The 12,153-nt window shown below is 59.1% G+C and carries 10 protein-coding genes and 1 pseudogene; 8 read left to right on the forward strand and 3 right to left on the reverse strand.

The annotated features are described in order from the left end of the window. The first annotated feature begins 201 nt into the window (after positions 1–201). The 6 genes from PR017_RS00915 (at position 202) to PR017_RS00940 (ending at position 6,516) form a co-directional block, all read left to right on the forward strand. A complete protein-coding gene (locus tag PR017_RS00915) occupies positions 202–1,998 on the forward strand; it encodes an acyl-CoA dehydrogenase C-terminal domain-containing protein (protein ID WP_111216715.1) in 1,797 nt (598 codons plus the stop codon). A gap of 62 nt (positions 1,999–2,060) precedes the next feature. After that, positions 2,061–2,321 (forward strand): AbrB/MazE/SpoVT family DNA-binding domain-containing protein, encoded by a 261-nt coding sequence (locus tag PR017_RS00920; RefSeq protein WP_111216716.1) that lies wholly within the window; start codon positions 2,061–2,063, stop codon positions 2,319–2,321. After that, positions 2,321–2,650: a type II toxin-antitoxin system PemK/MazF family toxin gene (locus tag PR017_RS00925; RefSeq protein WP_111216718.1), complete on the forward strand. Its 330-nt coding sequence runs from the start codon at positions 2,321–2,323 to the stop codon at positions 2,648–2,650. Before PR017_RS00920 ends, PR017_RS00925 begins: the two co-directional genes overlap by 1 nt. A gap of 44 nt (positions 2,651–2,694) precedes the next feature. Next, the gene (locus tag PR017_RS00930) at positions 2,695–3,903 is read left to right on the forward strand and encodes an acetyl-CoA C-acetyltransferase (protein ID WP_111216720.1); all 1,209 of its coding nucleotides are present in this window, start codon (positions 2,695–2,697) and stop codon (positions 3,901–3,903) included. 2 nt (positions 3,904–3,905) lie between these two features. Further along, positions 3,906–4,289 carry a cupin domain-containing protein gene (locus tag PR017_RS00935; RefSeq protein ID WP_111216722.1) on the forward strand — a complete coding sequence of 128 codons (384 nt, stop codon included), beginning with the start codon at positions 3,906–3,908 and terminating at the stop codon, positions 4,287–4,289. Positions 4,290–4,305: 16 nt separating this feature from the next. Then, positions 4,306–6,516, forward strand: a complete 2,211-nt coding sequence (locus PR017_RS00940) for a 3-hydroxyacyl-CoA dehydrogenase NAD-binding domain-containing protein (protein WP_111216724.1) — start codon at positions 4,306–4,308, stop codon at positions 6,514–6,516. A gap of 377 nt (positions 6,517–6,893) precedes the next feature. On the opposite strand, the gene PR017_RS00945 is transcribed toward PR017_RS00940, so the two are convergent. Together PR017_RS00945 and PR017_RS00950 are read right to left on the reverse strand one after the other, a co-directional pair. Continuing rightward, positions 6,894–7,235, reverse strand: coding sequence for an oxidoreductase (locus PR017_RS00945; RefSeq protein WP_111216726.1), 342 nt, complete (start codon positions 7,233–7,235; stop codon positions 6,894–6,896). A 250-nt stretch (positions 7,236–7,485) separates the two neighbouring features. Beyond that, a pseudogene (locus tag PR017_RS00950) lies at positions 7,486–9,421 on the reverse strand (methyl-accepting chemotaxis protein). A gap of 898 nt (positions 9,422–10,319) precedes the next feature. Here PR017_RS00950 and PR017_RS00955 point away from each other — a divergent pair. After that, positions 10,320–10,529, forward strand: a complete 210-nt coding sequence (locus PR017_RS00955) for a cold-shock protein (protein WP_111216728.1) — start codon at positions 10,320–10,322, stop codon at positions 10,527–10,529. A gap of 115 nt (positions 10,530–10,644) precedes the next feature. On the opposite strand, the gene PR017_RS00960 is transcribed toward PR017_RS00955, so the two are convergent. Next, positions 10,645–11,313 carry an OmpW/AlkL family protein gene (locus PR017_RS00960; protein WP_111216730.1) on the reverse strand — a complete coding sequence of 223 codons (669 nt, stop codon included), beginning with the start codon at positions 11,311–11,313 and terminating at the stop codon, positions 10,645–10,647. Positions 11,314–11,595: 282 nt separating this feature from the next. On the opposite strand from PR017_RS00960, the gene mscL reads away from it, so the two are divergent. Continuing rightward, a complete protein-coding gene (gene mscL, locus PR017_RS00965; protein WP_111216732.1) occupies positions 11,596–12,030 on the forward strand; it encodes a large conductance mechanosensitive channel protein MscL in 435 nt (144 codons plus the stop codon). The last annotated feature ends 123 nt before the right edge of the window (positions 12,031–12,153 follow it).

The following is a 12,153-nucleotide window of genomic DNA, read 5'->3' on the forward strand; positions in this document are numbered from 1 at the left end:
GCAAGTAATCTTTGAGGAAGCCGAGGGGCACTTTCTCCGGTCCCGGCGTCTGGGCTCTTGCCTCCGGCATTTTACGCCCTCCGACACAAAAGTTTTACCCTCGGGTCAGACATTTGACGTTTACGCGCACGTCAATATTTCATAGGCTTGTTGAAGGGACGGAGCCTCGGTCTCGTCTTTGCGAATTGGAGGATTTGAACGATGCCGGTCTATCGCGCGCCCGTCAGCGACACGCTGTTCATTCTCAACGATGTGCTCGGCCTCGAGCGCTATAATAACCTGCCGGGCTTTGCCGATGCGACGCCTGAGATGATCGAGGCGATCCTTGGCGAAGCCGCTCGGATGGCCGAGGAAGTGTTGTTTCCACTCAATTATACTGGCGATCAGGAAGGCTGCCGCCGCAGCGATGACGGCAACGTCTCGACCCCGGCAGGTTTCAAGCAGGCCTACGATTCGTATTGCGCCGGTGGTTGGATCGGTCTTGCCGTGCCGGAGGAATTTGGCGGCCAAGGGCTACCTTATACGCTGCATGCCGCCGTAGAAGAATACACCTCGGCAGCCAACATGGCACTGATGATGTATCCCGGCCTGACGCACGGAGCGATGGCTGCAATCCTCGTGCACGGTACGGAGGAGCAGAAGCGCACATACCTGCCGAAAATGGTCGAGGGCAGATGGTCGGGGACGATGAACCTGACGGAACCCCATTGTGGCACCGATCTGGGCCTGCTGCGCACGAAGGCCGTCCTGCAGCCTGACGGTAGCTACAGAATTTCCGGCCAGAAGATCTTCATCTCGGCTGGCGAGCACGACCTGACGGAGAATATCGTTCATCTCGTACTTGCCCGCATCGAGGGCGCACCGGAGGGCACCAAGGGCATCTCGCTGTTCATCGTGCCGAAATTCCTGGTTGGCGAAGATGGCGCGCCGGCCGCCAGAAACGGTGTCAGCTGCGGCGCCATCGAGCACAAGATGGGCATTCACGCCAATGCCACCTGCGTCATGAATTACGACGACGCGACGGGCTACCTGATTGGCACGGAGAACCGTGGCTTGCCCGCCATGTTCGTGATGATGAACGAGGCGCGCGTCAGCGTCGGCCTGCAGGGTGTGTCGATCTCGGAAGTCGCCTACCAGAACGCCGCCGCCTACGCCCGCGATCGTATCCAGGGCCGCTCGCTGTCGGGTGCGAAGGCGCCGGACAGAAAGGCCGATCCGATCATCGTCCACCCCGACATCCGCCGCACGCTGATGACCATTCGAGCCTTCAATGAGGCCGGTCGTGCCTTCTTGCTGTGGACGGCGCTGCAATCCGACATCGCCCACCGCGCGACTGACGAACGGGAGCGCCAGTTGGCCGACGACATCCTTGGCCTTTTGACGCCCATCCTCAAGGGCGTCATGACGGACAAGGGTTTCGAGCACGCCGTCATGGCCCAGCAGGTGTTCGGCGGCCATGGCTATATCGAGGACAATGGCATGAGCCAGTATGTCCGCGATGCCCGCATCGCGATGATCTACGAAGGCGCCAATGGCATCCAGGCGCTCGATCTGGTCGGCCGCAAGCTCGGCCTCAACGGCGGCCGCGCGGTGATGGCACTGTTCAAGGAGATCGGCGATTTCTGCGAGGAGAACCGAGCCGACGAAGCGATGGCACCGTTCACCAAGGCCTTGAAGAAGGGCCTCGGCGATGCCCAGGCCGCGACCATGTGGTTCATGCAGAACGCCATGGCAAAGCCCGACAATGCCGGTGCCGGCTCCACCGATTACATGCACCTCTTCGGCCTCGTCGTGCTCGGTTACATGTGGGCGAAGATGGTCAAAGCGGCGCAGACAGGCCTTGCCTCCGGCGACAGTGCTCGTGCGGAGTTTTTCGAGGCCAAACTGGTGACCGGCCGCTTCTTCATGGAGCGGCTCCTGCCGGAAACGGCCCTGCGCCGTCATCGCGTGGAGGCTGGTGCCGATACGATGATGGCGCTGCCGGCGGAGGCATTTTGATCCACCATTGAAAGTTGTGCCGCAAAGTTATACATAAATATAACTTTTTAATGGAGGTGATAATGGTGGCATCGACTTTGCGCAACGTTGGCGGCTCCCTGGTGATGACTGTCCCAAAGGCCATCACGGATGAGCTCGGCCTCCAGGCCAATACCAAATTCGACGTGACGGCACAGGATGGAAACATCATTGCCGTGCCGCGCCGCAGGCCAAAATACACGGTCGAGCAGCTCGTGGCCGAATGGGAAGTTTGGCCTGAACGGACAGCCGAGGAACAGGAGTGGCTCGATATGCCATCTGTTGGCAACGAGATTATCGAGTGATGGAGCGAGGTGAGATCTGGTTTGTCGATCTGGAGCCGACACGCGGGCGCGAGCAAGCGAATGAGCGTTACGCTATGATCTTGTCCCCGAAGGTCGTCAACCAGCACGGAACCCAGATCGTCGCGCCTATCACCACCGGCGGTCAGTTTGCCAGGACGTCCGGCTTTGCCGTCTCGCTGTCAGGCGCTGGAACGCGATCGACGGGAGTGGTGCTGTGCCACCAGATCCGCGCCGTCGATATCAAAGCAAGACGGGGCCGTTTCGTGGAGAAGGCACCAGACTTCATCGTTGACGAGGTCTTGGCCAGGGTCGCGGCGCTATTCGACTAGACGTAAAAATCGCTCGGCGGGATACCGTCGCCAGGGAGAACACGATGACCGAGGTTTTCATTTACGATCATGTCCGCACGCCCCGCGGTCGCGGCAAGAAGGACGGCGCGTTGCATGAGGTGCCGTCGGTGCGTCTCGCGGCCCGCACGCTGGAGGCCATCCGTGATCGCAACGGTCTGGATACGGCGACGGTTGACGACATCATCATGGGCTGCGTCGATCCCGTCATGGAGGCCGGCGCGGTCATCCCAAAGGCTGCGGCCTTCGAGGCGGGCTATTCGACCCGTGCACCCGGCATGCAGATATCGCGCTTCTGCGCATCCGGCCTAGATGCCGTCAATCTGGCTGCGGCCAAGATCGCCCAGGGCGCGGACGACATCGTCATTGCCGGCGGCGTCGAAAGCATGTCGCGGGTTGGGCTCGGCATGGGCGGCGGCGCCTGGTTCATGGACCCGTCGGTGAATTTTCCGGCCTATTTCATGCCGCAGGGCGTCTCCGCCGATCTGATTGCCACAAAATACGGTTTCTCGCGCGCCGATGTCGATGCCTATGCTGTCGAAAGCCAGAAGCGCGCGGCGCATGCATGGAAAAGCGGCTGGTTCGACAAGTCCGTCATTTCGGTCAAGGACCAGAACGGCCTGACCATCCTTGCCCATGACGAGCACATGCGCCCCGGCACAGATATGCAGGCGCTCGGCGCCCTCAATCCGTCCTTCCAGATGCCCGGTGAAATGGGCGGCTTCGAGGCCGTCGGTATCCAGGCCCATCCGGAAATCGAGCGCATCAACTACGTCCACCATGCCGGCAATTCCTCCGGCATCGTCGACGGTGCAGGCGTCGTGCTGCTCGGCTCCAAGGCTGGCGGCGAGAGCATGGGACTAAAGCCCCGCGCCCGTATCAAGGGTTTCGCCAACATCGGCTCCGACCCGGCACTGATGCTGACGGGGCCAGTCGATGTGACCGAAAAGCTGCTCAAGCGTTCCGGCCTTTCGCTGGCGGATATCGACCTTTTCGAACTCAACGAGGCCTTTGCTGCCGTCGTCCTGCGCTACTGCCAGGCTTTCGACATCGATCATGGCAAAATCAACGTCAATGGCGGCGCCATCGCCATGGGGCATCCGTTAGGGGCCACCGGCGCGATGATCCTTGGCACCGTGCTCGACGAACTGGAGCGCCGGGATCTCAATATCGCCCTGGTTACCCTTTGCATCGGCGCCGGCATGGGCACCGCCACCATCATCGAAAGGGTCTGACAATGACCTTCAATACAGGCACGATCGAAACCGAATACGCAGAAATCACCGACCACTGGTCGCCGCGTGTCATTGCCGACCTGAACGGCCAGAGCGTCAAGCTCGCCAAGGTCAAGGATCGCCTGACCTGGCATTCGCACCGAGACGAGGACGAGCTGTTCCTCATCTGGAAGGGGCAACTTACCATCGAATATCGTGACCGGCCGCACGTGCATCTGAAGGCCGGCGATTTCCATGTTGTGCCGAAGGGCGTCGAGCACAATCCGGTCGCCGATGACGAGTGCTGGATCGTGCTGTTCGAGCCGTCCGAGACAAAGCATACCGGCGATGTCGTGGTCGAAAAGACCAGGACGCTCGATGCACAGCGCAGCCATCTGTCGGCCTGACCGGGGAGGAAAGCCAATGACCTACACCAATTTCACCGTCGAGACGGATGCGGACGGCATTTCGCTGGTCACCTGGGATATGCCCGGCAAGTCCATGAATGTCTTCACGACTGAGGTCATGGACGAGCTTGACGCCATCATCGATGCAAGCGTCGCCGACAGCGCCGTCAAGGGTGTGGTCATCACTTCGGGCAAGGCCAGCTTTTCCGGAGGCGCCGATCTTTCGATGATCAAGTCGATGTTCACCTTCTACAATGACGAGAAGGCGAGAGACCCTGCGACGGCGGCACAAAAACTGTTCGACCTCGTCGGCCGCATGACCGGCCTTTTCCGCAAGCTCGAAACCTGCGGCAAGCCATGGGTTTCGGCGATCAACGGCACCTGCATGGGCGGCGCCTTCGAGATGTCGCTCGCCTGCCATGGCCGTGTCGTCTCCAGTGCCAAGCACGTCAAGCTGGCGCTGCCGGAGGTCAAGGTCGGTATCTTCCCGGGCGCTGGCGGAACGCAGCGGGTCTCGCGTCTTGCCAATGCCCAGGACGCCCTGCAGATGATGACGACCGGCGCCTCGCTGTCTCCGGCGCGCGCCAAGGCGATGAACCTCGTGCATCAGGTCGTCGAACCGGATCAGTTGATCCCAGCGGCAAGGCAGATGATCAGGGATGGACTGAAACCCGTCGCTCCGTGGGACGAAAAGGGCTTCAAGGTTCCCGGCGGCGGTATCTGGACGCCAGCTTCGGCGCAACTCTGGCCGGCAGCGCCCGCCATTCTTCGCCGTGAGACGGCTGGAAATTATCCGGGCGCGCTCGCCATCCTCAAATGCGTCTACGAGGGGCTCCAGGTGCCCTTCGATCTCGGCCTGAAAATCGAGCAGCGCTATTTCACCGAGGTCCTGCGGACCACGGAAGCGTTTTCGATGATCCGCTCGTTGTTCGTCTCGATGCAGGAACTCGGCAAGGGCGCCCGTCGCCCGGCCGGCATCCCAAAGACGGTCCTGCGCCATGTCGGCATCGTCGGTGCCGGCTTCATGGGCGCCTCCATCGCCTATGTCACAGCCGCTGCGGGCCTGCGCGTGACCCTGATCGACCGCGATATCGACGCCGCCAACAAGGGCAAGGCGACCGGCGAGGGGCTCGTCAAGGATGCCGTCGGCAAGGGCCGATTGACGCAGGAGGAGGGCGCAGCCCTGCTTGCAAACATCACACCTTCGGCCAATTACAACGATCTTAGCGATGCCGATCTCGTCATCGAGGCCGTGTTCGAAGACCGCGATGTCAAGAAAGCGGTGATCGAGGCCGTCGAGTCGGTGCTGCCGGAGACGGCGATCTTTGCCTCCAACACCTCGACGCTGCCGATCTCGGGATTGGCGGAAAACTCGAGGCGCAAGGCCACTTTCATCGGCATCCACTTCTTCTCTCCAGTGGAAAAGATGATGCTGACCGAGGTCATCATGGGCAAGGAGACCGGCGACCGTGCACTGGCCGTGGCGCTGGATTTCGTCGCCGCCATCAGGAAGACGCCTATCGTCGTCAACGACACTCGTGGCTTCTACGTCAACCGCTGTGTCTTCCGTTACATCCACGAGGCCTACGACATGCTGATCGAAGGCGTGCCGCCGGCCATGATCGAGAATGCCGCCAAGATGGCCGGGATGCCCGTCGGCCCGCTGTCGCTGAACGACGAGGTGGCCATCGATCTCAGCCAGAAGATCCTGAAGGCAACGGTCGCGGATCTCGGGCCTGCCGCCGTCGATCCCGGGCACATCGAACTTATCGACCGGATGGTCGACGAACTCGACCGTCGCGGCCGTAAGAACGGGCGCGGTTTCTACGACTATCCTGCCAAACCGGCCAAGAAGACGCTTTGGCCCGGCCTTAAGGAATTTTTCTCCCAGAAGAGGCCCGAGGATGTGGATGTCCGTGTCCTGAAGCAGCGCCTTCTGGTGACCATTGCGCTCGAAGCTGCTCGGACGATGGAAGAGGGAATCGTCACCGACCCCCGCGAGGCCGATGTCGGCTCCATCCTCGGATTTGGATTTGCGCCCTACACAGGCGGCACGCTGTCCTACATCGATGGAATGGGAGCGAAGGTGTTCGTTGAGCTTTGCGAGAAGCTGGCGGCTAAATACGGCGACCAATTCAGGCCGACGCCACTGCTAATCGAGATGGCCGCGAAGGGAGAAACGTTCTACGGACGCTTCGATCCGTACAGGGTAGACGAGGCAGCATGAAATTAGACTGGCTGACGATCACCAGAACGAGATGAAAGGTGAAAATCGGCGGCTTCACCGTTCTTGCACGTCGCGCGGCTCCGTGCCGGCACTCGTTGGCAAATCAGAGACTGCTCCACACGATAAGCCCGATGGCTGCCCAGATGCAGGCCGATAGCTCGAACGCTATGACGTATGCTTTTGCACGATCGCTCATGAAATCCTCCGCTGCATGGTCTCCCAACCACGTATATTATTTAGTTCGATATTCCGCAGAAAGTCAAACCAACTTTGTCAATTTTGCGACAATTACGTGCAGTCGGCCTGACGTCCAAAATAGGAAACAGCCCCGCGTAGTTCGGGGCTGTCGGTCTCGGGGCTGATCAGCCAGTATAAGATTACTGGCAGTTCGAGGCCTGCGCGCTGTCAGAGTCGGACTTCATATTCGTTGTATTTTTGTTGGTTTTTGTCGCATTGCAATCCTGCGACTTGCCGTCGCCGTTTGTGCCAGTGTTGTTGGTGCCAGTGCCGTTAGTCGTGCCGCCGTTGGTACCACTGGTTCCGGTATTTGAGCCGGGCGTTCCGTTGCTGGTGCCGTTGCCCGTGCTGTCGCCGCCTGAACTGGAACCGGAGGCGCCGGATGTTCCGGAGCTGCTGCCTGGGCTACCGGTTCCGGCTGCCATTGCGCTTGTTGCCATTGCGAGCGTCAGAGCAGTCACTGCCAAGATCTTGGAATACATTGGGTATCTCCCTGGTTTGTTTTTGCAGACTACAAACCAGTGTTCGAACAGGTTGTTCCAGGCTATGTGAAGGATTGCTGATGAAAAGCCATCGCGCGCGCGTTCTGCAACGGTAGGCCTCATCGGCCACCGGCGCCGCTTCGCCAAGATCTTCGTCATCAAACGAAATACGAGAGGCCGGCCGCCAATGACCTGGCGACCGGCCTCTTTCTAATTCGATTGCCGCGTCAGGCTTCGATCCTGGACTGGCTCAGAATTCTTCCCAGTTCTCCGCTGCTGCCGAACTGCCACCTCCGAGGCCGACGGCACCTGCAACCTTGGAAAGCATGCGTCTTGCGGGCGAAGGGACCGGCTTGTGGCTGGCATGGACCGCTTCCGGTCTGCGCATCGGCGTTGCTTCGCGGCCTCCGCCGACATTGAATTCGGAGATGATCTCGCGCAACCGTTCGACTTCTCCGGCCAGAGCGGCGCTGGCAGCGGTCGATTCTTCGACCATGGCGGCATTCTGCTGGGTCACTTGGTCCATCTGGTTCACCGCGGTGTTGACTTCTGCAAGCCCCACCGACTGTTCCTTGGCGGATGTGGCGATCGAGTCTAGCTGCGTGTTGATCGCGATCACCTGTTCTTCGATGATCTTCAGGGTTTGTCCGGTTTCCTGCACGAGCTTGACGCCGTTGCTGACCTCCTCGCCGGAATTGCGGATCAGGCCCTTGATCTCCTTGGCGGCCTGGGCAGACCGCTGTGCGAGTTCGCGGACTTCCTGCGCTACAACCGCAAAGCCCTTGCCTGCCTCGCCGGCACGAGCGGCTTCGACGCCCGCATTCAAAGCCAGAAGGTTGGTCTGGAATGCGATCTCGTCGATTACGCCGATGATGCTCGAGATCTGGTTGGAGGATTGTTCGATGCGCTGCATTGCGACGACCGTGTTGGAAACGACCTCCCCGGAGCGTCGCGCCGACTTGTTGGCCTCGATCGCCACGTGGCGAGCCTCTTCAGTCCGCTTCGAGGAGTTGGCAACGTTGATGGTGATCTGGTCGAGTGCCGCCGCAGTTTGCTCGAGCGATGCAGCCTGTTGTTCCGTGCGCCTGGAAAGATCGTCGGCACCCTGGCTGATTTCGCGCGCGCCGTTGTCGATGGATCCGGTTGCAATGGAGACAGACCGCAAGCTGGTCGACGGCGGCATTGAAGTCCGCACGCAGGCTCTCGAAGTCGCCGGCGAAAGCTTCGTCGAGGCGGAACGTCAGATCTCCGCTCGAGAGGTGCTTGAGCCCGTCCGCAAGCCCGGAGGTCGCCTGGGCCATTTCCTTGGCTCGCAGGTGGTCTGCCTGTGCAGCCCGGCTGCGTTCAGCCTCGCTGGTGGTGCGGGTCGATTCTGCATCCCGTTCGAGTTCCTTGGCACGCAGTCCATTGTCCTTGAACACCTGGACGGCCTTGGCCATGGTGCCAACCTCGTCGCGCCGTTCCACGCCGTCGACGGTTGCTGCGAAGTCGCCATCGGCAAGCACATTCATGGTTTTCGACAATTGCTGGATCGGGGTGACAAGCCAGGACCGGATCGCAAGGAATCCAAGCACGAGCACCGCGACAAGACCAACGGCGACGATGATGAGGGTCGTCATGATCGTACCGCTCGTGACACTGGTAAGCCGGTCGCTTTCCTTGGAAGACGCATCCGCAATGTCAGTGACGAAAGACGAAAATTTCGGAGAGATTGTAGCGAATGCAGGTTGGCACTAGTTCAGGAAAAGTTGCTGTGAAGCAAGCACGTCGACCGCGCTAGTGGCAGCTCGACCAGAAACAATCGCTGGTGCGCAGTTCGTGGAAAGAATTTGGATGCCTTCCGCTTTCAGTTGGGGCAGCAAAGCGTTCTCGGGTAACGCAGCGATCGCTTGGTCCATGAATTTGACAAAGCCATCGCTAGCTTCTTTGAGGCTTTTCTCGGAGCGCGCATTGAGCTCGTCCGTATTCGCCATCAAGATATCGCCGATCGACGCCCGCGCGGTTTGCAAACTGCGGTTGGCTCGGGCCGAATTAAGCGCGGCTGCCGACTCGTGATCCAGCAGCGAACTGTAGCCCGTATCGATACTGCTGAGCTGCTGGCCTGAATACAGGGATACACCGATGGCAAAGAGCCCGAAGCCTGCCATGATGAGCAAAAATTTTCCGATGATAGATATGTGTTTCACCTGCAACTCCGGCAAATCTGTTTTTCGGGGAGGGGTGCCACGAGCAAATCATTCACTGGGCAGACCGTGAGAAGCGGACGGTGAGGATGCTGCCGATTTTTAACAGAGGCGCCCTACCCACGAAACCCGCTGACCTCTGCTGGATGACGACTCAGTCATGCATATCAGTCGAATAAAATGTAGGACATACTTTCTAAGTAATTCTTAATACTAAAGAGGCGACCATGTATCTTTAAAAATTAACAATGAACAGCCGGAATATCTCGGCGAAAAATTGCACTTTTGCAAGTCGGTGCCATTCCAGCAGTAGAAATAAACGAAATAACGCATGAAAAAGTAAAGCCTGGCTATCTGTTTATACACTAACAGTAATGGTCCCTCGCAGTTTAAAAGCTCCATGGATCATCGCTTGCTGGAAATCGCGGGTAGCCTGTCGACAATCTGAATGCATTGAGCATCGCTAACGACCGCCGGGAACGACCTGAAAGTTGCTGCAATCTTTGATTCGTGACGCTAAGGACGTCATCGCCCAGAGGTGGAGGCGGGGCATTGGATTTTCGGGTTGGCCGGAACCATTCCAGGTTGAATTTGCATTTTTTTGGGCCGCGCCGGCCACGCCGTTGCCCCATCCAAACGTCGGGCGTGCAAGGCCTTCCGGCATCCGATCAATGCACCCTTATCAGTAACCGGCTTTCGGCGGTGAGACTTTGCACTCGCCGTGGCTTGAAACAGCGACGGAGGTCGGATATAAACGTCGCCATCGATCTTGCTAGATGAACTTTGTTGCGGCCATTCCAGCCGTTGCTGGCGAACTTCCCTTCAAAATCGGTTTTCACCGCGATCCGGGCGTTTTCCGGGTTGCGTTCTTCTCTACTCGCGATTCGAAAAGGATATCGTTATGGCATCAGGTACAGTTAAGTGGTTCAACGCAACCAAGGGCTTCGGCTTCATTCAGCCTGACGACGGCGCAGCCGACGTTTTCGTACACATCTCGGCCGTTGAACGCGCCGGCATGCGCGAACTCCAGGAAGGTCAGAAGATCTCCTACGAGCTCGTTGCTGATAAGCGTTCGGGCAAGATGTCTGCAGACCGCCTTCAGGCAGCCTAAGACATTTTCGTTACGGGCGGCAGGCTCTGCCGGCGCCCGTGACGACAGACTGGAAAGGCCGGGCTTAGTCCCGGCCTTTTTGCGTTTGGTAGGTCCCGGTGGCGATGCTTCTCTTTCAGAAGCGGTAGCTGATGCCGGTGCCGATCATGAGAGGATCGAGGTTGGCCTTGCCGCTGACATGGCTTCCTCCAACCGTCGCGTCGAAGTCTGGCCGCAGGATCAGTTTCTTGACATCGACGTTCAGGCCCCAGTGTTGGTCCAGCATGTAGTCGAACCCTGCCTGGAAGGCGACGCCAAACGTGTTCTTGACATCGAGGCTGTCGGCGCTGTTGCCGGACTGGTTATAGAACATCGTGTAGTTAATGCCGGCGCCGACATAGGGGCGAAACGCGCCGAGGCTGGTGACGTGGTACTGCAGCGTCAGGGTCGGTGGCAGCATCCAGGTCTTGCCGATATTGCCGAGGCTGGAAATCGATCCCTCGCCGTGGACTGTCGATTTGGTGGTGCCGAGGATCAGTTCCACGGCAATGTTGTCGTTGAAGAAATAGGACACGTCCAGTTCCGGGATAACGGTGTTGGAAAACGACAGCCCGGAGCCATCGATACCGTCGACCCGGCCTGAATCGCGTGGAATGACGCCAAGCGCCCTCAGCCGGATCTGCCAAGGGCTTTGCGCCTGCAGGGATGTCGACGAATCTGTGGTGGTGTCGGCTGCACCGGCCGATGTCGCCACTGCCAGCATTCCAGCAGCCAACAATATCCTGATCGGTTTATAAAATTTCATGGATCTACGTCCTTCGTGAGCGGAATTGCTTCCTGAAGGGCAATCATCGCGCGCTGGCGGGAGGCCGAGTTTGAGCGAGATCAAACGAGCGTCCCGAGTATTGCTAGGAATTACCATTCTGCGCCAAGCTGTCGCATTTGCGCCACAGTTGGATGGGGCTCAGGCTGCCTGAGGTGCTGCACACCATTCTCCCGGTTGCAGAATGACTATTGAATTCGGTCGCAAAAGATGTTGCTAATCAAACCGGTATCAACGTGCTGCCAATCCTAAAGGGGGGCGTCCATGCTCAATGAATTCAAATCTTTCATCGCCCGTGGCAACGTCATGGACCTTGCCGTTGGCGTGATCATCGGCGGCGCATTCGGCGGCATCGTCAAATCGCTGGTGGACGACATCATTATGCCGGTCGTCGGCGCGGTTTTCGGGGGCTTCGATTTCTCGAACTATTTCGTCGGCCTTTCGAGTGCGGTCAATGCGCCGACACTGGCAGCCGCCCGCGCGCAAGGCGCAGTCTTTGCATACGGCAACTTCATCACAGTGCTCATCAATTTCCTGATCCTTGCCTGGATCATTTTCATGATGGTCAAGGGCGTCAACGCGTTGCGCCGGCAGGTGGAGCGCAAGGAAGAAACGACGACAGCCGCAGCGCCTCCGCCAGCCGACGTCGCTCTTCTGACCGAGATCCGCGACCTGCTCGCCAGCCGCACCGCCTTGTAATCGTGTTTCCGGACCCTGTCGCATTGCGATGGGGTTCCTTCCATCACTGAAATCGATTGGTCGTCCAAGCAAAGTCATGGGATTTCCGCGTCGAACTGCCTTATGAAGGCGGCTAACCGGAGA

This window comes from Rhizobium tumorigenes (genome assembly GCF_003240565.2).
Classification (GTDB): domain Bacteria; phylum Pseudomonadota; class Alphaproteobacteria; order Rhizobiales; family Rhizobiaceae; genus Rhizobium; species Rhizobium tumorigenes.